Origin of the sequence: Caulobacter mirabilis (genome assembly GCF_002749615.1) — a bacterium.
Taxonomy (GTDB): domain Bacteria; phylum Pseudomonadota; class Alphaproteobacteria; order Caulobacterales; family Caulobacteraceae; genus Caulobacter; species Caulobacter mirabilis.
On the sequence record NZ_CP024201.1, the window covers coordinates 2,261,941 to 2,287,454 of the forward strand.

Below are 25,514 nucleotides of genomic sequence, written 5' to 3' on the forward strand. Positions count from 1 at the left end.
TGCGGAAGCTGCCTGTCGCGGACTCTACCGCCCCCTGAATTCAGCGCGGGGTTCGCCGCAGGTCGTCGATGATGAGCTGGGTGACCTGGGTCAGCATGCGCGCATAGTCGGCGCGGCTGAAGAGCTGCTTCTCCACGCGAAACTCAGCGTGAACGCCAATCATCATGCTGAGAATTTTCGCGGCCGCTTCGGATGCCGCGCCTGGCGAAACAGCGACCTCCCTGACGATCTCGTCGCAGATCTCCTGTCTGACCAAACCATGGAAAGACGCGTAGATCGGTCGCATCGCCTCGTTGCGGCTTTGCTCCAACAGCATCACGGATAGAAACTCCGCTGTCGGGCGGTCGTCGAAAATCCCATCGAGCCGACTGACGAGCTCGACCGTGCCGCTCGCCCCCGTCGCGCGTATCGTCGCCAGCGCCCGTCTGACGCACTCCTCCAGGCAGGCCTGCAGAAGGCTCGGCTTAGTGCCGAAATGGAAGAAGACCGTCGCCTGGCTGTAGCCCGCGCGCTCGGCGATCAACTCCGTCGAGGTTCCGCGAAATCCCGTTTCTCCGAAGGCCGCGATCGCAGCCTCGATGATCTTCCGGCGGGCTTCTTCGGGGTTCTTGGACACCCCTCGTCGTCTCTGAACCACAGTGTCCGCCGGCTCTGCCATGGCCCTCCTTCGCACCTTGACGGACATGTTGCAACTGGATACTGAGCGCTCAATCAATTGAGTGATCACTCAGATAAGCAAGGCGAGGACGCGAGATGAAGCTGTTCACCATCATCGCCAATGGCGTGACCCAGGTCGGCGTCGGATTGACGGAGGACACGCTCCTCGCGCTCGCCGACGCTCACGCGCTGCAGGGCGGATCCGGGGGTCCCTTCGGCGGCATGATCGATCTTATCGAGGCCGGTCAGGCGGGGCTGGACAGGGCCCGCGCCCTGGCGTCGGCGCCGCCGCAAGCCGCCATCCACACCTTCGCTGACGTCGTGCTCAAGGCTCCCCTCCCCGTGCCGGCGAGGCTGCGAGACTCCTCGATGTTCACGGAGCACCTCGAGATCATCCGCAAGGAGATGGCCCGCCTCGCCGTTCGCGACGCCGCGGATCCGGAGGCGGAGCTTCAGAAGCTTCTGGAGGGCGACTTCAAGCTGCCGGACGTGCTTCATCGGCTCTGCTGCTACTACAACGGCAACCACCACGCCGTGATTGGACCGGACGAGCCTCTGCGGTGGCCCGCGATGTCCGAAGTCCTCGACTACGAGCTCGAGTTCGCCGTGGTGGTCGGGCGCGGCGGGCGCGATCTCTCGCCGGAACAGGCCCGGGACCATGTCTTCGGCTACACGCTGATGAACGACTGGTCGGCGCGCGATCTGCAGGTCGATGTTTCCAAGTCCGGCGCGGGGCCCTGTATGGGCAAGGACTTCGCCACGAGTCTGGGCCCCTGCATCGTCACCGCGGACGAGCTTTCCGATCCCCATGACATGGCGCTGTCCGCCTGGGTCGATGGCGAGCGCTGGTCGGAGGGATCGACCCGGAACATGCGCCATACCGTTTTCGAGGCGCTCAGCCAGTTCAGCCGGATCTCGCCGCTGGTGCCGGGCGAAGTGATCGGCTCGGGCACCTGCGCCTACGGATCAGCGGCGGAACAAGGGCGTCGCCTTCAACCCGGCCAGACCGTCGAACTCCGAGCCGAGGAGATCGGCTCCCTGACAAACCAGATTCAACGCTGACCCAAGCGGCGGCGAAAAGAAAAGACGGGGATGAACAGATGAACACCAAATACCTGACGACGACCGTAGTGGGCCTCGCCTTGATGGCGGCCTCTTCAGCCGACGCGCAAGCGCCCGCGGACAAGCCGCAGGAGCAGGATGCGGCGCAGGCCACGCAGCTCGAAGACATCATCATTACGGCCCAGAAGCGGGAAACGAACCTTCAGGACACCCCGGGGGCCATCGCCGCCCTCGGCGCCGAAGCGATCGCGAAACTCGGCGTCAATGACGTGACGGGACTGCGCGGCCTGGTGCCGAACGTATCGATCGGCGAGCCGCGGCTGGCGTCCAGCTCGATCATCGCCATCCGGGGCATCGCCGGACAGGACGGCGGCGTGGGCCAGGACGAACCGGTCGCGCTCTACCTCGACGGGGTCTATCTGGCGCGACCGCAAGGCCAGCTGTTCGCCCTGACGGACATCGCGCGGATCGAGGTGCTGAAGGGCCCGCAGGGCACGCTCTACGGCCGAAACTCGACGGCCGGGGCGATCAACATCGTGACCAGCAAACCAAGATCCGAGTTCGGCGGGCTGTTCGAAGCGGGGCTGGGCAACTACGGCGCGACCCATGCAAGGGGCTCGATCGAAGGGGCGCTGGCCAGCCGCCTCAGCGCGCGCCTGTCGGGATCGTACTCCAACTTCGACGGCGACCTGAAAAACACCTTCACCGGAGGGCGTGAGCGTTCGAACGAGGAATGGCTCGGGCGGTTCGTCGCCCGCTACGATCTCAGCGACGCGGGCGGCCCGTCGATCGACCTCTCGGCCGACTACGGCGAGGCCACGAGCAGCGGCAGCGCGATGAAGAACCTGACCATCAACGGTGGTCGATATGGTGACCCGGATCGCGTGGCCTTCGACCTGCCCGACCGGGGCATGACCCGCGCGACCGGCGGCGCGAACGTGACCGTGGAGCAGGCGTTCTCGAACGGCCTGAAGCTGACCTCCATCACGGGATACCGATACCTGGATCTGGACGTCCGCTACGACGCCGATGGAACCAACATCGCCGATTTCCAGAACGCGATCGCCGCCGGCCGGATTTCGCCGGCCGCCGCGGCTTTGCGCGACAGCTCGTCGTACCAGTACTTCCATTCCAACGCCTACAGCCAGGAACTGCGACTGGCCGGTCGCACCGACAGCCTGAAGTGGATCGTCGGGGCCTACGCCTATGACGAGACCACGGACTTTCGCTTCACCGTCAATCTCCTCGCGCAAAGCCTGAACCGGCTGTCGAGCGACACCATCGCCACCGCCGGCTCCACCTCCTACGCCACCTACGGTCACCTCGAATGGACCTTGAATGATCAGTTCGAGCTTCAGGGCGGGCTGCGCTACAGCTACGAACGCAAGACCATGGACCGGAACATCGTAACGGGCGCCCCGCCCGCTGCGACGGTCGAGAGCCTCAGCAAGTCCTGGGACGATATCACCGGCGACATCACCCTGAACTACCGGCCCGTCGATGGGGTGCTCGCCTATGTCACCTTCGCCCAGGGGTTCAAGAGCGGCGGCTTCAACGCGAGCCAGGCGTTGTCCCCGGCCTTCAATCCCGAACGCGTCACCTCCTACGAGGCGGGCCTGAAGACGGATCTGTTCGATCGGCGCGCGCGCCTCAACATCGCGGCCTTCCACATGAAGTACACCGACCTGCAGGTCCGGTTCGCTTCGGGGATCGGCCAGACCACGATCCAGAACGCCGCCGAAGCGACCATCAACGGCGTCGAGATCGACACGCAGGCCCGCGTCGGTTCGGACCTGACGGTCAGCCTCAACGGCGCCTACCAGGAAGCTAAGTACGACAAGTATCAATTGGGCGCGCTGGACCTGAGCGGAAACTACCTGAATCAGGCGCCGCGCTGGTCGATGCGCGCGGCCCTCGACTACAACCGGCCGATCGCGGACGCCGGCGACCTCAGCGTGCATGCCGGCTACTCGTGGCAAAGCCGCGAATTCTACCGCGCCCAGAACGATCCGATCAGCAGCAACCCTGGCTACGAGAACCTCGAGGGCCGCATCGGCTTCTCGCCCTCGGCCTTCGACGGCGTCGCGATCGAGATCTGGGGCAAGAACCTGACCGACGACCGGTATGTCGGCGGCGTCATTCCGCTCGCCAGCGATCTCGTCTTCATCGGCAGCATCAATCGGGGGCGCACCTATGGCTTCGACATCCGCTACCGGTTCTGATCCCGAACTTCCGGTCTGGACGGCGCGCAACATCGCCGTCCTGGCCCTCCTGACGAGCGCATACGCGCTCAACTTCATGGATCGCTACGCCCTGGTCGCGATGGCGGCTCCGATCAAAAGCGAGCTCAGGCTGACCGACGGGGAGCTTGGCCTCCTGTTTGGCCTGGCCTTCTCCCTGGTCCACGCCGCCTGCAGCATCCCGATGGCGATGCTGGCCGACCGATGGGGGCACGCGCGGGTCATGGCCTTGTCCCTCGCCTTCTGGGCGGGGATGACCCTGTTGGCCAGCCGCGCCAGCGGCTTCCTCCCGCTCGCGGCGACCCGAGCGGGCGTGGGGGTCGGCGAAGCGGGCGGCACGCCGCCCGCGCACGCCATCCTTTCCGGCCTGTTCAAGGGGCGTACGCTGCCGATCGCCCTGGCGATCTACTCGACCGGCTCGGGGATCGGACTGACCCTTGGGCTGAGCCTCGGCGCCTTGATGGCGGCGGCCGTCGGCTGGCGCACGTCCCTCATCATCATCGCGATCCCGGGCTTCATCCTGGCGCCCCTGATCTGGCTGGTCGTGCCGAGGAACCGGGACGCTGCGGGTCATCGGCCCCGGCCGCAGGCTCGGCGCCGGTTCGGCGACCTCGGGTTCACCTTCTACACGCTCGCCCTCGCGATGGGCTCGGCGGCCGTGGCGGGGTTCTCGGCCCTGGCCTGGCTCCCGAGCATCGCGTCGCGAAGCTACGGCGACGCGGGCGCCGCGCTCGGCGTGGCGATCGGGCTGAGCAACATGGTCGGCATCCTGTGCGGCGGCTTCCTGGCGGCGTTCATCGAGAAGCGGACGACCTTCACGCTGCGCCAGTTCTGCGTCCTTGCGTCGCTCGTCGCGGGGCTGATGCTGGTCTCGGCGAGCCTGGCGGCGAACGCGTCCCTGTTCATCGCGTTCTCGGCGGCGTTGGTCTTCTCCCACAGCATGATGCTGGCGCCCGTCCTGACCCAGGCTCAACGCCTCGTCGCGCCGGAGCACAAGGCGCTGGCCTCGGCCATCGTCCTTCTCGGGATCGGCCTGCTGGGCGCCGGCCTCGGCCCGCTGCTGGTGGGCTGGATCAGCGACCGCCTCGCCGCGAGCGGCCCACGCGCCCTCAACCATGCGCTCGCGATCATCTCGGCGGCCTATCTGCCGGCGGCGGTCTTGTTCTTCCAGCGTTCGAAGGAGGTCGATGCCGGCCATGCGAGATGACGACGTCTACATTATCGGGACCGGTCGCACGCCGTTCAGCAGCGACCGCTCCGCGTCGGTGAAGGCGCTGGCGCAATCGGCGATCGAAACAGCCCTTTCGGACGCCGGCGTGTCCCGCGCCGAGGTGCAGGCCGCCTACTTCGCGAACGCGGGACAAGGGGCGCTGGGCGGACAGCATATGATCCGCGGCCAGATCGCTCTGCGCCATGCCGGCTTCGAGCATATTCCGGTCGTGAACGTCGAGAACGCGTGCGCCAGCGCGACGACGGCTCTCACCCAGGCCGTGGCTTTGATCCGGGCGGGAGAGGCCGACGTCGCCCTCGCCGCGGGCGCCGAGCGGCTCGCTACGGGCGACCGTCCCAACGAGAAGCTGTTCTTCGCTGGGGCCACTGACGTCCTGGCCGCGGAGAGCGACGGCTTCGTCGCCGAGCAGGACCGCTCGGTCTTCATGGACATCTACGCATCGCTGGCGCGCGACTACATGGAGCGTTACGGCGCCACGCGCGAAGCGTTCGCCGCGGTGGCCTCCAAGAACCTCGCCCACGCCGTGCACAACCCGAACGCCCAAAGGCGGCAGGCTTTGACGCTGGGGGAGGTGTTGGCGGCTCGAGAGGTCGTCTGGCCCCTGACGCTGCCGATGTGCGCGCCGATCGGGAACGGCGCCGCGGCGGCCGTGATCTGTCGCGGCGACGTGCTCAAGCGATTTCCCGCCGCATCGCCGCTGCGCATCGCCGCGGCCGTCCTGGGCACGGGGACGCTTGACCCGGCCCAAGCGCGCCAAGATCCGATCACCAAGCGATTGGCGCGATCGGCCTACGAGCGGGCCGGCGTCGACCCCCGGGACGTTCACGTCGCCGAAGTGCACGACGCCACGGCCGCGGGCGAAATCATCCAGATCGAAGCCTTGGGTCTGGTTCCCGAGGGCGAAGGCGGGCGGGCCACGCTGGCGGGGGAAACCCGGCTAGGCGGCCGCATCCCCGTCAATGTCTCGGGCGGCCTGGAGGCCAACGGTCATCCGATCGGCGCCACGGGCCTCGCGCAGGTGCATGAGATCGCGGACCAGCTGCGAGGACGGGCCGGCGCGCGCCAGGTTGAGCGCGCCTCGATCGGCGTCGTCGAGAATGGCGGCGGCTTCCTCGGCGCCGAAGAGGCCGTCGCTTCGGTCATCCTCATCGAGAGGGCTTCCCTATGATGACTCTGGGCTTCCTGGCCGAACAGGCCGCCGCCGAACGGCCGGACGCCGCGGCGGTCATCGACCTGAACGGCGACACGCTCACCTTCGCCGATCTGTCGGCGCGGGCCCGGGGGCTGGCGGGCCACTTCTCCGCGATCGGCCTGCGCGCGGGCGATCGGATCGGCTTGGCCATGAGCAACCACGCGTCGTTTTTCGAGGTCTTGCTCGGCGCCTGGCGCGCGGGCCTGATCGTCGCGCCGATGAACCCGCGCCTTCATCCGCTCGAGTTCGTCTCGTTGATGGAGGATTGCGGGGCCGGCCTCTGCGTGGCGACGCCCGACCTGGCCCCGTCGATCGCGGAGGCGGCTCCGCAGCTGTCGATCCTGACGGTCGGCGCGCCGGACTATCGCGAGGCGGTCGCGCGATCGGAGTCGATCGAGCCCCCTCCTCCGGTCGACGCCGCATGGCTGTTCTATACCAGCGGGACGACGGGCAAGCCCAAGGGCGCGACCCTCACGCACGCCAATCTTTGGGCGATGATCGAGAGCTTCCTCGTCGATGCGGGCGCCGCCGTCGACGAGGCCATGCTTCACACCGCCCCCCTGTCGCACGCTGGCGGCCTCCTCGGCCTGGCGTTCCTTCATCGCGGTCTGCCGCAGATCGTGATGCCGACAGGGGCGCTGGATGCCTCGACCTTCGCGGCCGGGCTGTCTCGCTGGAGCCGATCGTCGTTCTTCGCGGTGCCGACCTTGCTCAACCGGATGCGCGACCCTGACTTCCTCGATCCCGCGCTCCATGGGCGTATCCACAAGATCATGTTCGGCGGCGCGCCGATGTACGCCGAGGACCTCAAGTCGGCGATCGCAACCTTCGGTCCCGAACGTCTATGGGGCGGCTATGGTCAGGGGGAGGCGCCGTGCACGATCGCCCACCTGCCCACCGCCCTGCTGCAGGACGCCGGGCCGCATGATCGTGACGAGGTCTTGGGCAGCGTGGGGCTTCCGCGTTCGGGGGTCGAACTGCGGGTGATGAAGCCGGACGGGTCCAGCGCGGCGGCCGGCGTGTCCGGAGAAGTCCTCGTCCGCGGCGCGGTCGTGATGTCCGGCTATTGGAACCGCCCCGACGACACGGCCGCCGCCCTCGCGGGCGGATGGCTGCGCACGGGCGATATCGGACGCATCGGTCCGACCGGTCTGCTCACGCTCGTTGATCGCGCGAAGGACATGATCATTTCCGGCGGCTCCAACATCTATCCTCGCGAGATCGAGGAGGCGTTGCTGCGCCATCCCGCGGTGCGGGAGATCGCCGTCGTGGGTCGCCATGACGCCGAATGGGGCGAGATCCCCGTCGCCTTCGTGGTTCTCAGCGCGCCGGCTACGAGCCGGCAACTCGACGAATTCTGCGCCGCCCAGATCGCGCGCTACAAGCGCCCCCGGGAATACCGGTTCATCCAAGACCTTCCGAAAAGCAGCTACGGCAAAGTCTTGAAGTCGAAGCTTCGCGACTTTCTCCAGCTTGCCCACGCTCTCAACTAGTGGAAACTGTGTATGCGCCTCGTCGACCTGACCGTCACGCTTGACCCCGCCAATCGCGAAAAGCTGCCCCCTGCCCTGTCCAGGGCCGCCGGCGTCGTCGCGCCGACCATTGAGTACCTCCACCCCGCCGAGGCCGGCGGCAAGAACGAGTTCTGCCTCAGCCTCGGCTGCCGCCACGAGGATCTCCCCGACGGCGAGGGATGGGGCGCCGAGCGCCTGAGCGACATGTCGACCCATTGCGGCACGCACGTCGACGCGCCTCTGCACAGCGGTTCACGTATCGCCGGAAAGGCGGCCAGGACGATCACCGACATCGGGCTGGAGGAACTCTACCGGCCGGCGATGGTCCTTGATGTCCGGGCATGGGCGAAGGGCGGCGAGCCGATCACGATCGAGATGCTCGACCGTGCGATCGAGGCCGCCGGCAGGCCTGTCCAGCAAGGCGACGCGGTGCTCATCCGGACCGGCCAGGAGCGCTACACGATGGACGACCGGGAGTACTTCAACCAACCCGGCATGTCCCGCGAAGGCACCCTTCATCTCACCAGGATGGGCGCGACGGTTCTTGGGACGGATGCGATTGGCTGGGACCTGCCCTTCCCCGTCATGACCGCGCGGTTCCGCGAGGGCGGCGACAAGCGGTCCCTGTGGGATGGTCACAAGGCGATCACCGAGCGCGAGGCCTTCATCGTCCAGCAGCTGACCAACCTGGGGTCGCTCCCGCTTTCGGGTTTCCATGTCGGCTTCTTCCCGATCAAGCTCGCCAACTGCAGCGCCGCCCCGGCCCGGGTGGTCGCCTTCGTCCCGGAGTAGACGCTTCCCGCGGCGCGCGCCCCGGCGGCTGGCGGCTCCCTCCCCCTGCGCCGCAGTCCGGCCGGGGGAGGTCGGCGGCGCCGTGCCGCGCACAATAGCGCCGCAGCGGCGTCGTGCTGCCGGCCGGATACTCCGCCACCAGCCTGGGTCCGTTGTAGAGATAGACCGTCCAGGCTCCGCCCGAGCCAGTGGACGACAGTCGTCCCTGCGGGTCGCAGCCCAGACTCAGGCCCGGTCCGCCGCCGGTCACCGACGTCAACCGGTTCTCCACTCGTAGGTGAAGGCGCGCCCCGTCGTCGGCCTCCCGCGCTTGTCGCGCCGTGATCGCGCTCGGCCCATCGTTCCCGAAGCGACAAGGTTGGGCTGAGCACGCTCCAGCTACCAAGATCTAGGCTAGCCGACTTGGACTCTCGTTCGGCCCTCAGGAATGAGCGCGTGCCTCTGTTTCTCGATCTCGTGGAGCTGGTATAAGCTCCGCTTTCCCGTCAAAGTCGAGCTCGAATTCTCATCTGATCGCCCAGCAGCGCCCGGTCGCCGTCAGGGCGAAAGCTGCCAAATCGATAGGAGAAGCCTCGGCACACTTCAGCCACTGAGGCTTTTTGCAGCCCACTTGCCCCTATTCACCTCTGGCAGTGGAGGCGAGCCCCCAACTTTCGTCTGCTCCTATTTCCGTCGCAGGCTGAAGAAGGATTGGAGAACAAGGTGAGCAACCATCAAGGCGCCGACGCCGAGAACTGCATTGAACTTATGATCATGTGGCACAGCTAATGCCACGACCACGGCAACTGCATTCCATAAAACTACGATAGGCCAGAGCGCACGACGCTTCATACATCACCTCAAGATTCACTTCGGCTTCTTCTTTGCTTCCGATTCCTCTCGTGGCGGGATTGCGGAGGCCCTAGCTCGAATGTTGGAGCCTGTAGGCTTCGACGTTGGTTGAGCGCCTTTGGATGTAGCAGGGCCATTGTTCATCGGCGCCGGCAAGGAAGAAGACCAAGGGCCCGGCGCTCCAGTCCCGGTTCGAGGTTTGAGCAGAGTGAACGTTTCCGCATAAGGACGCACGGACGCTCCTACCCCGATGCCTAGGGACATTGTGGGCTTTCCGTTGGTTTCGCCAAAGGAGAACGTCACCAATCCCAGCGTGACCTCCTTCATTTCAGCCGACCCGGCGAGATCTGATGCGGTGCACGTGCCGCAGCTTGTAATTGAGCCTGAGAACTCAAGACCAATGCCGCCATGGGCATTTGTTATATAACTCCCCTCGGCCGTCGGGTACTGTCGAGTAACGGGATCGTTTGGTTTTTGCTCTCGGTAGTTTCCGTATTCTACGCTGGCTGATCCGGCTGTTCCTTGAAATCCAACCTGCCAGGTTTCGGTCCCCGTCGGATCCGCCTTATTCACCGGATCCCCACCCACATAGGCGTAGAGGTTCAGGTCGTCCTTGTAGCCGATCGGGTCGGTCTGCAGGAAACGGCCGGCGATCGGATCATAGACCCGGGCCTTGTAGTGGTAGAGCTTGGCCTCCGGCAGCATGATCTGGCCGGTGTAGCGGAACCGGCTGCCCGTCCAGTTCCCGCCGCCCGGCTCGCCCCAGGGGCCGTAGCTGTAGAGTTCCTCCATCGCCCCGTCGCCGCGCGACCAGCCCACCACTGAGCCCTGCCGGTCCTGGTGCAGCCAGCGCCACGGCTGCCAGGCGCCGGCCTCGGCCCAGAAGATCGGCTCGTCGGTCCCCGGGCCATGCACATAGCGCCGCAGCGGCGTCATGCTGCCGGCCGGATACTCCGCCACCAGCCTGGGTCCGTCGTACAGATAGACCCTCCAGGCGCCCGCGGACTCCGAGCCGGAGAGCCGCCCCTGCGGGTCGTAGAACAGTCGTATCCCCGGCCCGCCGCCGGTCACCGAGGTCAGCCGGTTCTCCACGTCGTAGGTGAAGGTCCGCGTCCCGTCGCTGGTCAGGTTGCCGCGGGCGTCGTAGCCCCCGCCCACCGCCGCGATCGCGGCGTCGCGGTTCAGGCCGTCGTAGGTATTGCCCGTCGTGGCCGGCCCCGGCGGCGCCCAGACATAGGCGGCGTTGTCGTCCGTCCGCGTTTTTACTTGGCTGGCCGGGTTGTAGGTGAAGCCCCAGCTGACATCGTGGGCTGCGCCGGCGGGGTTGTGCGCCAGGCTGTTCAGCCGGCTGGCCGCGTCGTAGCCGTAGGTCGTCGTCGCGCCGTTCAGCCGGGTCTGCCCCGTGCGACGTCCCAGGCTGTCGTAGCCGAAGTTCGCGATCAGCCCGGCGCCGCTGTCGCTGACCGAGATCGCCCGGCTGGCGTTGTCGTAGCCGTAGGTGGCGTAGGTCGCGCCATCCGGCCAGGTCACGCGGGTGCGGTTGCCGGCGGCGTCGTACTGGTAGGTCATCGCCCAGCCGAACGTCATCTCCCACGTGATCCGGCCGGCCTTGTCGTACTGGGCGAAGATGCCGGCGCCGTCCGAGAACTGGGCGGCGCGCACCCGGTCGCGCAGATCATAGGCCGTGAACACGTCCTCCACCGTCCCGCCGGGGATATCCTTGGCCGTCTCCCGGTTCAGGGCGTCGTAGCCGTAGGCGATCACCTGGCCGTCGCGTTTGCGCACGCTGATGCGGTTGCCGGCCTGGTCGTAGCCGTAGGCCTCGTAGTCGGTGGCGCTCGAGGTGTTCTGCCCCGCCGTCGTCACCGGGAAATACAGCCCCGACAGCCGGTCGAAGCCGTCATAGGTCATCGTCGAGCGGTTGCTCCGCGCGTCGGTCACCGTCGCCTGCAGGCCGTTGGCCGTATAGGTGTAGGTCGCGTAGGCCTGAGGCGTCGCCGTGCCGAACGCCCGGATCGTGGCGGTCTTCTGCCCGGCCAGGTCGTAGCTGTCCTTGGTGATCCGGTCGTTCCCGTCCGATCCCGCCGGTCCCAGCGTGCAGGCGTCCGCCGGCAGGCCGGCGTAGGCCGCCGGGTTCATCCGCACCGCCGTGCAGGTCGGCCGGTCCAGGCCGTCGTAGGCGAACTGCGTCACCCCCGCCGGGCTGGTCGTCTTCAGCTTCTGGCCGGTGGCGCTGTAGGCCGTCTCCACCACCTCCAGGGCCACGAAGTCCGACCCCGTCGCCGTGGTCGTGGTCCCCTTCTCCGTCCGGATCTCCCGGCCGTCGGCGTCGTAGACGTGCCGGGTCGCCGTCCGCGGCAGCGGTCCGGCCCCGTCCGGGTCCGGGCTGATCTCGAACACCAGCCGCCGGTTGGCGTCCCAGACATAGTTCGAGGTGTACTGCGCCAAGGCCGGCCCGGCCCCCAGCAGCGCCGCCCCGGCGATCGTCGTCGCCAGGAACGCCTTCAGCCCGCTCATCGTCCTCATGCCCCCCGGCCCTTTCACTGGCCCGCTCACTGGATCGTCGCCGGGCAGGTCGCCGTGCGCGGATCGCTCACGCCGGTGATGTTGCCGACCGCGTCGTACTGGTAGCAGGTCCGCAGGTTCAGCCCGCCGCTGTCCGTCGTGCTCGCCTTCAGCCGGTACTGCGCCCCGGCGTCATACTCGTAGGTCGTCGTCGTGCTGCTCGAAGAGTCGATCTTCTCGGTCATCGAGGTCATCAGCGACACCCCGCCCAGCACCGTGTAGCCGTAGTCGGTCTGCGGCCGCGCCCCGTCGTAGTCGGCCGGCTTGAGGACCTGGGTCAGGCTCCCCGTCGCCCCGTTCCAGCTGTAGCTGGTCACGTCGACGACATCCGTCCGCGGGCCGTCCGACGCCGTCGGCCGGTTGCAGGTCTTCGGATTGACGCAGGTCCAGACCAGCGGCCCCTCACCGTAGCTCACCGTGCTGGTCAGGTCCGCCAGGCCCGAGCCCGGCTTGGCCTTCTTGACCAGGCTGACCATGTTGTCCCGGACGTCGTAGCCGAACAGGTCCTGGTCGCCTTCCGGATAGGTCCGCGACACGACCCGCTTGCGGCCGTCCAGCCCGCTGGTCGTCACCCGCCCCAGCTCGTCGATCGTCCGCGTCAGCCGGCCCCCTTCCAGCGTCTCCACCGCATAGCGGCCGCCTTCCGGGTCCTGGCGCTCGCCGCGATAGCCCTCGGCGATGAAGAACTGGTGGGCGCCCCGCACCCCAGGCTGTCGGATCGACACCCCGTCGCGGGCCTCCTTCACCCGGCTCACGCTGTCGTAGACGTACGACAGCGACGGCGTCACCGTGTCCGCGGGCGTGTACAGTGCGGCGATCCGACAATAGGGGTCGGGCCGCTGCGCGACGGTGCGCAGGCGCGGCGCGGTGAGGTCCAGACGCGTGACCCCTCCCATCATGTCGACGGCCTTGACGACATGGCCGCAGGGCGCGGCGCCGTCGAACTCGGCCTCGACCTCGTAGAACATGTTCGGCCGCGCCGGCAGGCTCAGGGTCGGCCCCAGGTTCGAGGTCACCAGGATCGGGTGGTCCGAGGTGTTGTTGAGCGAGTCCGCCTGATAGTTGAGCGTCAGGCTGATCCCGTTCGGCCAGGTCCAGCCGCCCAGCCGCCATCCCCGCGTATGGGCCAGTTCGCGGCGGTTGAAGGTGTCCACGTCGCCATTGCCCCAGTAGGGGAAGGTCTGGACGTCGCCGCCCACGCCGGCCAGCTCGAAGCTGATCGTGCGGTAGTCCCATCCGCGGACGATCGCCTCCTGCTGCTGGGCGCCCGGCGACCGGCCGCGGATATGATCAGGACGGACGACGACCGGCGCGCCGGACATCGTCAACCGCTCGGCGCCGCCGTTGATCGGCAGGAAGCCGCCGTCGGCGAGCTTGGCGAACTGCTTCGACTGCGCGCCCTGGTTGATGGTCACGACGTTGAACATCTGGCGATCGGCCCACCAGTCGGCGACCAGCGCGCCGGTGACGTCGCGCCGGGCGCCGACCGACAGGCTTCCCCAGGCGTCCTGCATCGCGGCGAAGGCGGCGATGGTCGTGGTCGCCGCCTGGACTCGGCCCTGCCCCATCCCCTCGAACCCGGAGCTCGAGAGCGCGGCGTTGATCTTCCAGTTCGACATCGGCCCGTCGCTCGGCGCGCCGTTGCCGATCCCTTCGGAGACGTAGGCCGGAATGTTGGTCAGCGTCCCGCCGCGCAGCTCGACCCGGCGTTCGAGCCGCATCGGGAACTCCCCGACCCCGACCGAGGCCAGCGCCGGGCTGGTGAAGCCGGCGGCGCCCTTGTCGAGGTTGACGCCCACCGCCGCGCTGCGATCGACGAAGCGATCCTTGATGATCTGGGCCGGCAGCACGGGTCCGTAGGCCTGGACCTGGGTGACCGACGGCGCGCCGCCGCCCTTGGTCGGCCGCCCCCAGCGGGTCAGGATATGTGCGATCTCGAGCGGATCGGCCGGCGCGGCCGGGTCGTACTTGGTGGCCACGATCGCTCCGCCCCGCTGCACCGGCGGCAGCCGCTCGTAGGTGGTGATGATGTGGCCGTTCGCCGACACATTGTGCTTGGGGTACTCCGAGCCGATCCGGTGCCCCGGCCCGAGCGAGGCCTCCGACGAGGCCACCACGTCGAAACCCGCCGCGGCGTAGGACTGGATGCTCGTCGCCAGCCGGTCCCGCATCCGATCGACCCAGAAGAGCGGGATCGCCGGGACCCGGTTGTAGGCCGCCACCGCCGTGGTTCCGCCGTCGTAGACCGTCAGCGCCCTGGCTCCGGTCGTCGAGGCTCCGGCCGCGAACCGATACGCGGCCCGCGCCCCGACGACCGGCGTCTCCCCCGCTTCCGGATTGTTGCCCCAGGCCAATCGCGAGGCGGTGGAGGTGGCGTCGGGACTGTTCGACATCTGCGCGACGACGCCGCCTTCCAGCGCCGAGCCGGTGGCGGCGATCGCGAAGATGGCCGCCCGTCGCTTGGCGTCGTCGTCGACCTTCGACACCAGGCCGAAGCTGCTCTCGATGTCGACGACCGCCACCTCGTCGTAGGCCGTGAAGCCCACGGTCTCTCCGCCGGTCTCGCCGCCGGGCTCGACGATCGGCGGCGGCACGACGGCGAGCGCCTCCTCCGAGCTCACCACCCCGACATTGTGCAATGAGACCACGCGGGCGTTGGCCAGCTGGGCGTGAATCTCGCTCGCCTTCGAGAATTGAGCCGCCCAGGTGGCCGCGACCTTGGCCCGCATGAGGTCGCCCGATCCGGAGGGCACGTTCCCGGTTTCGCTGATCGGCGTGTGGGACAGCAGGATGGCCGGCGTGTCGAACGCCTGCTCGCGGTCCCATTTCTCGAGCAGCCCCGGCGACGTCTTTCCCCAGGTGAGCAGCAGGGTGGCGGGACGCAAGGTCAGCAGCGGCTTGGTCACCACCGCGTCGCCGTAGGTCCCTGATCCGGCGGCGAAGGGATGGTCCACGGTGATCTGCAGCGGCAAGGCGTAGGACGCCTGGCCCGCCAGCGCCGGCCCGATCGGCAGGCCGACGCCGTCGAACTGGAGGCTGGGGGTCCAGGTCGGATTGCCGGGGGTGGTCGTGGTTTCCACCGGAACGATCTCGAGCCGGCGGCCGTAGGTCTCATCGGCGAAGAAGCTGGCGTCGACGTACAGCCGCGCGGGAATCTGACCGATGGCGGGCACTTCGCCGTAGAGCCTGAACTTGGCCCGATAGGCGTCCGGGACGCCGCCGGCCCAGGTGGCGGCGACACTGTAGCCGGCGGGCTGATTCTGCAGCCATCCTCCGGCCGGTCGCTGCGCCGGCAGGATCGTCCGCCCGCCGATGACATCGTCGAGGTCGGCGGCCTGCAGGTCGGCCTGACGCAGGCGCGTCAGCAGGGCCTGGTCATAGCCCTGCAGCGTCGTCGACAGGGCGCCGGCGTTGAGCTGGCCGAGGACCGACACCCCGGCGGTTCCGGTCGCGGTTTCGCTGCCGCCGGCCGCGGCGGCGACCTGTCCGGACGTCAGGCCCATGGCCGCGCGGACATCGATCCCGGCCTTGTGGTCGTAGGGTTTGTACGAAGGATCGAAGAAGCGCGGCGCGCCGGCGATATCGGCCTCGACCCAGACATGGCTGATCGTGACGCTGGTCACGGCGCCCGAACAGGCCGGCAGCGACGCCGGGATGCCGCCCGCGGCGAGGAAGTCGCAGGCCGCCTTGGCGTCGGAGATGCCGGTCCAGGCCGTGAACTCCGCCGCCGAGAGGACCCGGGTTCCGTACTTGTAGCGGGCGCTGAAGGCAGACTCGCGAAGCAGTTCGACGAGCAGGTGCGCCTGGTCGAGCGGCGTGCCGGCCCTGTCGATGATCACGCCCAGTGGCCCCTTGTGGCTCCCGAACATGAACTCGGTGTCGATCCCGTTGCGGACGTACTCATAGATCAGGTTCGGGTCGCCCCGCAGGGCGCGCGCCAGTTCCCGGATCTCAGGGGCGCGGAGACGTATGCCGCCCGGGCAGATCTGCGCGTTGCTGGAGTAGTCGCGACACAGGCCGTCCGTGGCGGTCTGGGCCTGGGTCGCGAACCAGGCGTCCGCCGTCGACGGCGACACCAGCGCGCCCTTGGCGATCTTGACGGACGGAACCGGCGGCAGCGTCGCGGTGATCTGGGCGAGCGCCGGCGCGGCGTGGAGGCCGGCGACCAGGGCGGTCGAGACCAGCCAGGCGAGTTTCTTTGAGTTGTTCATGACCAGGATCACCCCCGCTCCCCCGGGGGTGACCGGGGCAGCCGTCTTCTGAAAACTGGATAGAGATCGTCACCCGGGCGCCGCGCGGCGCCCGCGACCGCCGCCTAGGTGGTGGTCACCGTGGCGGTGCGGTTTCCGTTGTCGTCGTAGCTGTAGGTGATCGTGACGCCGGTCGAATAGGTCACGGTCTTCAGCCGCCCCAGGTCGTCATAGGTATAGGTGACCGTCGCCGCGGACGCGCCTCCCCCCGCGACGCTCAGCATCACCGCTGTCGCCGCCATCAAGCCCCGAAGCATCGCCCCACTCCCACTGACCTGCAGGCCAGCCTAATCAACCAGGGAGCGAAGACAAGGGGCTTTCGGCCAGCCGCTTCGGCCGATGCCTGGGCGTCAGCTGTCGGGCGGGCTTGGTTCGGCGGAGGGCGGGCTGGGGCGAAGTCGCAGCAGCGGCGCACAACCGAAGCCAAGTCTCGCTTCTCAATGGCTCATGCCCAAATCATGTCAGTCGCGCCGAAGCGGAAAATAGGGCCGTAGAAGACGCAGGCCGTGTCGCGCCTTTACCGGCGTCTCGAATATGAGCGTCAACGCACCTAGGACGACGAGCATGAAGAGAATGCCTGTCAGCAGACCGACTGCGGCCCATCCCGCTCGCAGGCATAGATTGAAGGCTAGAACCAAGCCTAGGGCCTGAAGGGTTAGCCAGCCGACGCTGGCGGTCCAGGCCATGGCCCTGCTGTTCGCGCTCAGGAGGTCAGCCTCGTAGTCCGACATCGGCGACCGCGGCAGCCGCAGCGTCACAACATAGGTTACTGAGGCGACGCCGAGGATTCCGCTTGCAGACAGATAGACAAGGAAGCCCGCAGGCTTCGAGATGTCGCCGCTGTTGGCTCCCTCCAAGAGAACTGAGAAGGCCAGAACGGCTGCTGCGGCGACCGTGAGGCCGATGGTCTTTGGTGGTGTCATCTCGTCCATATGGCAGTTGTGGCCGAGCGTCGTTTAGGGACTATTGCCCTGGGCGCAATCGGGCCCTTCATGTCGTGACGGGCGGGGTCGAAGGGGCGGCAACTATTGAGTACGAGCGCCTGAAAAGGCGCCCCTTTTAGGCGCGATACCCGTAGATGCTAAGCTAGTGCCGGCTCAATAGTGCATCTTCTCGGTCGTTCAATATCGATCACAGCATTTCCAATCTATATCCAGGGATCTTGGGGTGTCAGTAAATATTGAATCCGCTGGAGGCAATGGTGACAAAATCGTTCCAATTTTTTGATGTGGAAAATATTCTTCTATAATTTTCTATATGTCCGTCTTGGTGGTGATATTGCGAAATTTCTAAAATGTGATCGGGCCTATGATCTTCTTCTCAGCGTTACCATCGTCTCGTTGTATCTCTTTGCGTAATTTCTGGCCTTGTTCTGAAGGGCTCTATGCTCATCATCCGAAATCATATCAGATGTTCCATGGATAATCCTTACATCTGAGGGGGATAGGTAGTCCAACCTCATGCCATCGGGAATCCCGGGGACATATGTGCCAACGCCCCCGATACCTAGTAGGGCATAGTCCCCCCTGCTCGCTGCATGTCGGGCGTCGCTCTCGGCCTGCGCGATATCCAGCGATCTCAGGTGCTGCCGTTGGGCCAGGGACGGGCCGCTGCGTTCGCAGCCGGAGATCATAACAACCACGCATCCGAGGAGCATCTCGCGCCTGATCATCTAACGCTCCCGCCTGAACCCGTCCTCTCCGGTAGCCCTAGCTCCTTCCGAATTGGGTTCTCATTATGCCTAATGTTCTGCATGTATGGGCCTTCGTCGGTCATTCCAGTCACGCTGTGGCCGATTTCGTGCATTATAACAACGGTCATAGGAGTATCTTGCATTCCAGTGGTGGTTGGAACCGAAACTACTGATGTCGGATCAATTTTTATATTTCCAGTTCCTATATCTGTTTCATTTTTTCGGCTTCCTGGGGCGAGAATTATTTGTCTTGTAATGTCTCTGTCTCGCATTATTTTGGCCAATTCCTTTCCCCTTTCAGTAGAAAAGCCCTTGTTGGTTTCGGAAACCACTAAGGCGCGCTGTGCCGCCGTCCCCCCACTTACCGTAACTAACGGAGGTGGCGGCGGAGTCGGCGCACCATTGCCCTCTACGCCGTCCGTCACTTCCTTCTTTGCACGACGATCTTGCCCGATTTCGAAGCCCATTGCCTGCTTCCCCGTCGGATCATTCTTGTTCACCGGATCCGCGCCCACGTAGAGCGTCAGGTTCGGATCGTCCTTGGTCCCGACCGGATCGACCTGCAGGAACTGGCCCAGGCGCGGGTGGTAGTAGCGGGCGCGGTAGTACCAGAGGCCCGTCTCCGCATCGTGGTAGCGGCCCGTGTAGCCGAACGGGACATTGGCCGGCAGCGCGCCGCTCATCTCGCCGTAGGGGCTGTAGGTCACCGGCGTTCCGGCCGCGCCCGCGCTGTTGGAGCTGTTGATGATCGAGCCCTGGCCGTCGGCGTGCAGCCAGGTCACCGTTCCCGCCGGCGTCACCGTCGCCAGCGGCGTGTCCACCGACGCGCCCGGCACATAGCGGCGCAGGATGTTCCCCGCCGCATCGGCCTCGGCCAGCTCGTCCTGGCCCGACCACAGCATCCGGGTGACGACGCCGTTGACCGTCTTCTTGGTCCGCCGGTCGTCGCCGTCGTACTCGTAGGTCGCGGTCGTCCCGGGCTTGGTCGCGCCGCGCAGGCGGTTGCGCATGTCGTAGGCGAAGGTCCAGTCGCCGTCCGAGGTCATGTTCCCCCGGCCGTCGAAGGCCAGGCTCGCGCCCGCTTCCGAGGCCAGCTGGTTCAGCGCGTTGGCCGCGCCGTAGGTTCGGGCGTAGCCCAGGGTCGGCGTCCAGTCGTAGGCCGCCGGGTTGGCCCGGTAGAGGATTAGCCCCGCCTTGTCCCGCGTGTAGGTCAGCGGCGCGTTCAGCGGCGAACCGGCCGCGAATGTGTGGGTCACCTGTTGCAGGTCGCTGTCCGGCTCGTAGCCGTAGGCCGTGCCGGTCCCGTTCGAGCGGGCGAAGTGGGTCGGCCGCGACTGGCTGTCGTAGGTCCAGGTTCCGGAGCCGCCGGTGAAGCTCACTGTCGCCATCCGGTTGGCGGCGTCGAAGCCATAGGTCGCCGTCCAGCCGTCCGGCCACTGGACCGAGGTCCGGTTGCCGGCCGCGTCGTAGCCGTAGACGAACTGGAACCACGGCCCGCCGCTGGTCTGGTTCTCGGGATAGAACAGGTCGTTCGTCACCCGCCCGGCGGGGTCGTAGCTGTAGATCCGCACGTCGCGGATCAGGGCGACGTCGAACACTCCCGCGGTCGTCTGCTGCGATACGTCCTTGAACACCCGCCGCCCGGCGAGGTCATAGGTGTTGCGCGACAGGCGGCCGACAGGGGACGCGGTCGTCGGGTCGTCCTGCTCCCGTTGATAGGATAGCCGGCCGGCGGGATCGTAGACCATGATCGTCCACCGATCGTCGCCGGCGTGCTTCCTGTGCTGGACGTACTGGAGCTGGCCGCGTTGATTGTGGAACACCGTCTCGACCGGAGCGGGCAGCGGGCCGGCGCCGTCCGGATCGGGATAGGTCGTGGCCATTTTCCGGCCCAGGCCGTCGTACTGGAAGGTCGTGGCGTTGCCGCGCGCGTCGCTCTCGCTCGCGATCAGGCCGCTGGCCATGTAGCCGTAGGATCGCCAGGCGTGCGTGGTCTGGCCCGCCGGAAGCTCCGCGGTCAGGGCGCACGAGGGATCCGTCACGCTGGCCCGGAACCAGCGCTCGACCAGCGTCGGCTCGCCGGCCAGGTTGTAGCTGGTCCGTGTCGCCCGGCCCTCCGGGTCGACCTTGATCGTCTCGCGCCCGGCGAGGTCGTAGCAGGTCCGGACGATGTCGCCGGACGGATCGGTCGCCGCCAGCGCCCGGCCGGCCGGCGAATAGGCGGTCGCGCTGGTCCGCCATACTCCGGCCGTCGCGTCCCACGCCCGCTGCTCAAGCACCCTGCCGACCACGTCATAGGACCACTGCGTCCGGATGCCGGTTCCCGCCGGCCCGAGGGTCTCGGTCTTGCGGCGCAGCGCGTCGTAGCTGGTCGTGCTCACATTGCCGCGGGGGTCGGCGGCCGACGTCACATCGCCGCGCGCGTCGCAGGCGAAGGTCGAGGTCAGGTTCAGGCCGCCGGCCTGCGAGGCCTCTGTCGTCGAGGTCTTGCAGAAGGCCGGCTGACCGTTCTGGCCGTAGGCCGTGCTGCTGCGCCGTCCCGTCGGGTCGGTCGCGGTCGCCGGCCGGCCGAAGGCGTCGTAGGTCATGGTCCAGATCGGGCGGCTCGCGACATTGGAGACGCCGTCGAGGACCTGTGGCTCGGTCACCGTCTGGACCAGCCCCTGGGCGTTGTAGCTGTAGTCGTAGTCACGCTCCGACGAGTCCCAGGCGATGACCGGCAGGGTCACCTTGACCGGCTTGTTCCAGGTCGGGTGGTACTGCGCCTTGAGGATGATGGTCTGACGCCACCAGGGGTCGGGCGCGCCATTCGAGATCCGCCGCTTCTCGACGACGTTGTTGCGGTCGTCGTAGGCGAACTCCTGGCGCTCCAGCCACGGCAGCAGCCGCGTGGCCACCCGCCCGCGAGCGTCGTAGGTGGTGTAGGTGGTCCGGCCCAGCTCATCGGCCTGGGCGATCGCCCGATCGTCAGTGTCGTAGCTGATGCGGACGACGCCGTTCAGCGGGTCCTTCCGAGCGCCGAACCCCATGCCCGGCGCATAGTAGGTGTAGGCCGGTCCGCCGGCGCCCTGGGCCAGCGAGTCCGCGTCCCGCCAGGTCCGCACACGGCCGAGCTTGTCGTAGGCCAGCTCGAACTGCGGCGTGGTCCTGCCGGGCTCGGTCACGGCCATGAGCCGGGGCCAGGGAGACGGGCGGGCCGCGAAGTCGAACTCCCACCTGTAGGTCCAGGTCTGGCCGGCGGCGTCGACGAAGCTCTTGGCCACCGGATAGTTCCAGCGGTAGCTGCCGTCCGGATTGCGAAGATAGTCCTCGACCACCGTCGTCGAGCGGCCGTCCGAGCTCTTGGCGTCCATCCGGTTGATGTCGATCCAGACGCCCAGATTGCTCGACACCCGCTTCAGCTTGTCCGCGCAGGCGGGGAAGTAGGAACTGATCAGCGGATCGCTTCCGTGGCCGCCGTACTGGATGTTGAGGTCGGTGCAGTAGGTGAAGGTGAGCGCAACGCCCGTGGGGAAGGTCCAGCTGTTGGCGAAGAAGCCCTGCTCGTGGCCCTTCACGGCCTCGTAGTCGTTGCCGTCGTCCGCGCCGCGCCGGCCGTTGGGGTTCCAGACCTTCCAGCCGAAGGCGATCTGGTCGCCCCCTCCCTGGGTCAGGACATAGGACACCTGATCATAGATCCAGGTGCTCGAGCGTGCGTACTGGGTGTACTCCTCGGCGCGACGCTGACCGGTCTGCACCAGCTTCGATTGCGATGACGGCGCGGCCGCCAGCGTGCCGTCGGCGACGCGGACGAAGGTCTCGGACGACGCGCCCTGGCGCACGGTGACGACGTTGTTCGTCAGATGCCGCGAGAGCCAGCGCATCACGCCGAGGCCGGCGAGCTGGTGGGGCGCGGACTGGGCGTCCGCCTTGTAGACCTCGAACGCCGCCTTGATCGCCACCATCGGCGCGGCCAGCGACAGCGGCGTCGTGCCGCCCATCGCCTCGAGGCCGCCGCCGGACGAGGTCGCCCGGATGTCGAAGTTGTGGGTCCAGCCGCCGCGCAGACATTTGGGACAGCTCTCGCCGCCGTTCTGGTAGATGCGCTGGAAGGACAGCGCGTAGGGGAACTCGCCCTGGCCGACCACCAGGTCCGGCGCAGGCCGGTAGGTGTAGGCGCCGGTGCGCAGGTCGACGCCCTCGAGGTTCGAGCGGTCCTTGAACTCGTCCTTCAGCAGGTCGCCCTGCATCGGCGCCGTGCGCTGGGCCTCCTCCCGCGCCGACGCCGTGCCGCCGCCGCCCTTCAGGGCGCGGGCGACCGAGGTCACCACATGGGCGATCTCGCTGCCGTCGCCATTGAACGCCACCCAGGCGCAGCCCCGGTGCATGAAGTCGTCGCCTTCGGCCGCGCGGTTCCCCGTTGGGTACATGCCGTTCATGCTCCCGGCGGAGCGCGACACGACGCTGCCCGGACCCAGGTACCGGTCGTTGGCCTGGATCACGGTGTAGGCCTGGTTGGCGGTGGCCTGGCCGGTGCAGGCGACGCCTTTGTAGGAGACCAGTCCTTCGCGGTACTGCGCGACGGTCGCCCCGCCGGGCAGCAGCCGGTGATAGCGGATGCTGCCGGCCAGGTTTTCCTGGCCCCAGCCGAAGCGCTGCGCCGTGCTCGCGGTCTCGACGGCGTCGGTCTGCTGTTCGAACAGGCTGCCTTCCAGCATGCCGCCCAGGGCCGCGATGGTGTGGCGCGCGGCGGTCTTGTCGACGGCGACCCCGGCAAGGCTGGTGGTGCTGAAGCCGGAGTCGAGATCCAGCCGCACCGCCTCGTCCACGACCGTGCTGGCGAGGATCATTTCGCCGGCGTCGTGCTGGTCGTTGTTGTTGACGTCATGAACCTGATGCTGGATCTGCGTGTAGGCGACGCCGATAGTGTAGTGGTGCTGCACCAGGGTGTTGGACGCGCCCTCGACGAGCTGAACGCCGCGCGTCATCTGCGCCAGCCAGGCGCTGTAGAGGCGCCCCTTCAGCTTCTCTGATTGCGTCGGTTGCGAGCCGTATGGAGGCCCCCAGTATTCGGCGCCCGGCGGCATGAGCGGCTGACCGGTGAAGCTGCCGCCCCGACCGGTCTCGCCGGCGTAGAAGTCGTCGTTGACCCGCGCCTGGAGCTCCGAGCTGGTGTCGCCCCAGCCGTGGGCGATGATGACGTCGACGCCGCTGTCGACCTCCTTGGTCGACACCCGGTCCATCCAGGTTCCATAGGCGCCGGCGCCGCCCTGGCGCGCGGCGTAGGGAAGGTTGGCTGAGATCCTCACCCCAGGGACGGCCGGCGTGAGAAGGCAGCCGGAACTGGCGCCGGCGGGGAGCGGCCCCTGCAGCGAGAAGCCCTGCCCTCCAACGGAATGGGTGTTCGACGGCGGCCCGTACTCCCAGGTATCTGCGGTGTGGTAGACGAGCCGCTTGCCGTAGATCTCGTCGACGAACAGGTCGACGCGGCAGTTTCCGGCCTCGACGGTCAGCTTCGTGCGGAACTTGTCGGGCAGGCCGCCGGTGTAGCCGCCCCAACTCGCGGCGAGCACCCCAGTGGTGGGCGTGGCCCAGGGATCGGCGGCGGGGCGGATACGCTCGCCGCCCATGATCTCCTCGGAACGCTTGTCCTTGTAGGTGGTCTTGAGCTTGGTCAGCAGGGTGTTGGCGGTGCTGTTGAGCGCGCTCTCGGCCCCAGTCAGATTGACGCCGGTGACATAGGCCACGCCGCTCTCGGTTCCCGAGCCCGTCGGGGTCGCCGCGGTGGCGACGAAGCTCGAAGGCGACAGACCCGCCTCGGTCGCGACATTGATCTGCGTCCAGCGATCCATGGCCTTGTAGGACGGATCCAGCGTCACGGTCGCGCCGCCGATCACGGCGCTGACCCAGGCATGGCCCATCTCGACCTGGCTGATCGTCCCCGTGCCGGTCACCGTCGCGGGAATGCCGCCGTTGGCCAGAAACTGCCGCGCCGCCGCCGGGTCGGTCAGTCCCAGCCAGTCGTTGAACTGCGCGCCGGTCAGGGTGATCGTCCCGACCTGATAGCTGGCGGTGATCCCCGCCGCCCGCAACAGTTCGACCAGCAGTTGCGCCTGATCGAACGCCGTGCCGGAGCGATCGATGATCGCGCCAAGCGCGCCCTTCTGCGCCCCGAACCGAGGCTCGTAGCGGACATGGTTCTTGACGAAAAGGAAGATCTTCTGAGGGTCGTTTTCGAGCGCCGCCGCGGTCGCCGTGATCTCGATCGGCTTGGCGGACGCCCAGTTGTAGGTCGTCGCGCTCGTGGCGCCATCGTAGTAGGCGGCCTTCGCTGCGGCCGGGGACAGCTGCTCGGCGTCATAGAAACGCATCCCCGCCAGCGCGCCGCTGCCCGCAGGCGGCGTCTGGCTGAAGGCCTCGCCGGGGGATAGCAGCGCCACTCCGGCCGCCAGGGCCAAGGCGACGCCAATCCCCGGGTTCCGCAGTCGTCCAGGTATGGCCCGGAACCACAGGCGCAACGCAGCACGCAGCCCAACGCGAGCCATCACCAACTGACGCATGGTCCCCCGAACACTTTTGTCGCGATCAACCTAGACTGGCGCTTGACCGATATGGAAGGCCCGTTCGATATGAAGGTCAGAGTATTTTCGCATCCGGGGGAAGCGCTTGGCGACGACGGCAATGCCCATGCGGGCGCAAGCGGCGCTCGCGCCGTCCCTAGGAAAAGTCCGCCGTAGCGAAGGCGTCGTCGACGTCCTGCTGCTCACGACGGCGATCCAGCCCGCTCGCCGGGGACGCTAGTTCCGTGGGCACGCTAACGCCGCGCATGTTCGCCTATGCGTGCGCGACCACGATGGTCGCGTCGGCCGCCTCCGCCCCCACGCCGGCCCGCGCCGACGTGCAGTACGTCTATGACGCCGCCGGACGGCTCTGGAAGGCGATCTACTCCAACGGCGTGGCGGTCGAGTATCGATACGACGCGGCCGGCAACCGCAAGGAGATCGTGACCGGCGCCGGCACACCGACGTTGCCGCCGCTGTCGCCGCCGCCTCCCCCTCCGCCGCCGCCTCCCCCGCCGCCGCCTCCGCCTCCGCCTCCACCGCCGCCGCCTCCACCGCCTCCGCCGCCCCCGAACGGAGCGCCGACGGCGGTCGCCGACTACGTCTATCTCGAGCTGCCTCTGGGGTACGGCGACTGGACCGAGGACGTGTATGTGCGCGCGAACGACACCGATCCCGACGGCGATCCGCTGACGATCATCAGCGTTACCGATCCGGACGGGACGCCGTCCGCGAGCATCCAGGGCGGCGGGACGTTCGTCCGCGTTTCAGGAATCCAGAACGGGCAGACGACGTTCACCTACACCATATCGGATGGGCAGGGGCACACGAGCACGGCCACCGTCACCATCGAGCGAACCGTTCAGCACTGCGCGGAGTGCTAGGGCGTATCGACCGCGCGCCCTGTCATTCTGACGATAGGATGCTCCCGGAGCTTCTCCGGAACCT

Annotated in this window: 14 protein-coding genes; 7 read left to right on the forward strand and 7 right to left on the reverse strand. The window is 67.4% G+C overall.

Annotated elements, in window-relative coordinates:
* Positions 1-40 precede the first annotated feature (40 nt).
* Positions 41-616 (reverse strand): TetR/AcrR family transcriptional regulator, encoded by a 576-nt coding sequence (locus CSW64_RS11120; RefSeq protein WP_172448519.1) that lies wholly within the window; start codon positions 614-616, stop codon positions 41-43.
* A gap of 137 nt (positions 617-753) precedes the next feature.
* Here CSW64_RS11120 and CSW64_RS11125 point away from each other — a divergent pair, with 137 nt between their 5' ends.
* The 6 genes from CSW64_RS11125 to CSW64_RS11150 are packed head-to-tail and all read left to right on the forward strand — an operon-like array spanning position 754 to position 8,688.
* Positions 754-1,719: a fumarylacetoacetate hydrolase family protein gene (locus CSW64_RS11125; RefSeq protein ID WP_099622171.1), complete on the forward strand. Its 966-nt coding sequence runs from the start codon at positions 754-756 to the stop codon at positions 1,717-1,719.
* A gap of 38 nt (positions 1,720-1,757) precedes the next feature.
* On the forward strand, positions 1,758-3,941 hold the full coding sequence (locus CSW64_RS11130; protein WP_099622172.1) for a TonB-dependent receptor: 2,184 nt from the start codon (positions 1,758-1,760) through the stop codon (positions 3,939-3,941).
* On the forward strand, positions 3,913-5,166 hold the full coding sequence (locus CSW64_RS11135; RefSeq protein ID WP_172448520.1) for an MFS transporter: 1,254 nt from the start codon (positions 3,913-3,915) through the stop codon (positions 5,164-5,166). Before CSW64_RS11130 ends, CSW64_RS11135 begins: the two co-directional genes overlap by 29 nt.
* Complete coding sequence (locus CSW64_RS11140) at positions 5,156-6,358, forward strand: thiolase family protein (RefSeq protein ID WP_099624212.1); 1,203 nt, start codon at positions 5,156-5,158, stop codon at positions 6,356-6,358. Before CSW64_RS11135 ends, CSW64_RS11140 begins: the two co-directional genes overlap by 11 nt.
* On the forward strand, positions 6,355-7,875 hold the full coding sequence (locus CSW64_RS11145; protein WP_099622174.1) for a class I adenylate-forming enzyme family protein: 1,521 nt from the start codon (positions 6,355-6,357) through the stop codon (positions 7,873-7,875). Before CSW64_RS11140 ends, CSW64_RS11145 begins: the two co-directional genes overlap by 4 nt.
* 12 nt (positions 7,876-7,887) lie before the next feature.
* On the forward strand, positions 7,888-8,688 hold the full coding sequence (locus CSW64_RS11150; protein WP_099622175.1) for a cyclase family protein: 801 nt from the start codon (positions 7,888-7,890) through the stop codon (positions 8,686-8,688).
* Positions 8,689-9,534: 846 nt separating this feature from the next.
* On the opposite strand, the gene CSW64_RS11155 is transcribed toward CSW64_RS11150, so the two are convergent.
* From CSW64_RS11155 to CSW64_RS11175, 6 genes are all read right to left on the reverse strand, one after another.
* Positions 9,535-12,045, reverse strand: a complete 2,511-nt coding sequence (locus tag CSW64_RS11155; protein WP_099622176.1) for an RHS repeat-associated core domain-containing protein — start codon at positions 12,043-12,045, stop codon at positions 9,535-9,537.
* 26 nt (positions 12,046-12,071) lie between these two features.
* Positions 12,072-16,307 carry an RHS repeat domain-containing protein gene (locus CSW64_RS11160; RefSeq protein ID WP_099622177.1) on the reverse strand — a complete coding sequence of 1,412 codons (4,236 nt, stop codon included), beginning with the start codon at positions 16,305-16,307 and terminating at the stop codon, positions 12,072-12,074.
* Positions 16,308-16,399: 92 nt separating this feature from the next.
* On the reverse strand, positions 16,400-16,591 hold the full coding sequence (locus tag CSW64_RS11165) for an RHS repeat domain-containing protein (protein ID WP_216361272.1): 192 nt from the start codon (positions 16,589-16,591) through the stop codon (positions 16,400-16,402).
* Positions 16,592-16,795: 204 nt separating this feature from the next.
* Positions 16,796-17,266 (reverse strand): hypothetical protein, encoded by a 471-nt coding sequence (locus CSW64_RS11170; RefSeq protein WP_099622179.1) that lies wholly within the window; start codon positions 17,264-17,266, stop codon positions 16,796-16,798.
* Between the two features lie 374 nt (positions 17,267-17,640).
* Positions 17,641-18,006 carry a hypothetical protein gene (locus CSW64_RS21780; RefSeq protein WP_150131379.1) on the reverse strand — a complete coding sequence of 122 codons (366 nt, stop codon included), beginning with the start codon at positions 18,004-18,006 and terminating at the stop codon, positions 17,641-17,643.
* A complete protein-coding gene (locus tag CSW64_RS11175) occupies positions 18,003-24,446 on the reverse strand; it encodes an RHS repeat-associated core domain-containing protein (protein ID WP_216361273.1) in 6,444 nt (2,147 codons plus the stop codon). Before CSW64_RS11175 ends, CSW64_RS21780 begins: the two co-directional genes overlap by 4 nt.
* 365 nt (positions 24,447-24,811) lie before the next feature.
* Between CSW64_RS11175 and CSW64_RS22400 the strand changes: the two genes are divergently transcribed.
* A complete protein-coding gene (locus CSW64_RS22400) occupies positions 24,812-25,450 on the forward strand; it encodes an Ig-like domain-containing protein (protein WP_172448522.1) in 639 nt (212 codons plus the stop codon).
* The last annotated feature ends 64 nt before the right edge of the window (positions 25,451-25,514 follow it).

What these genes read in the sequence shown, in the direction of transcription:
- CSW64_RS11145 (WP_099622174.1), top strand. Translation starts at nt 6,355, where the DNA reads ATGATGACTCTGGGCTTCCTGGCCGAACAGGCCGCCGCCGAACGGCCG.
- CSW64_RS11165 (WP_216361272.1), bottom strand. Translation starts at nt 16,591, where the DNA reads ATGCTTCGGGGCTTGATGGCGGCGACAGCGGTGATGCTGAGCGTCGCG.
- CSW64_RS11125 (WP_099622171.1), top strand. Translation starts at nt 754, where the DNA reads ATGAAGCTGTTCACCATCATCGCCAATGGCGTGACCCAGGTCGGCGTC.
- CSW64_RS11150 (WP_099622175.1), top strand. Translation starts at nt 7,888, where the DNA reads ATGCGCCTCGTCGACCTGACCGTCACGCTTGACCCCGCCAATCGCGAA.
- CSW64_RS11140 (WP_099624212.1), top strand. Translation starts at nt 5,156, where the DNA reads ATGCGAGATGACGACGTCTACATTATCGGGACCGGTCGCACGCCGTTC.
- CSW64_RS11170 (WP_099622179.1), bottom strand. Translation starts at nt 17,266, where the DNA reads ATGGACGAGATGACACCACCAAAGACCATCGGCCTCACGGTCGCCGCA.
- CSW64_RS11155 (WP_099622176.1), bottom strand. Translation starts at nt 12,045, where the DNA reads ATGAGGACGATGAGCGGGCTGAAGGCGTTCCTGGCGACGACGATCGCC.
- CSW64_RS11135 (WP_172448520.1), top strand. Translation starts at nt 3,913, where the DNA reads ATGGCTTCGACATCCGCTACCGGTTCTGATCCCGAACTTCCGGTCTGG.
- CSW64_RS21780 (WP_150131379.1), bottom strand. Translation starts at nt 18,006, where the DNA reads ATGATCAGGCGCGAGATGCTCCTCGGATGCGTGGTTGTTATGATCTCC.
- CSW64_RS11130 (WP_099622172.1), top strand. Translation starts at nt 1,758, where the DNA reads ATGAACACCAAATACCTGACGACGACCGTAGTGGGCCTCGCCTTGATG.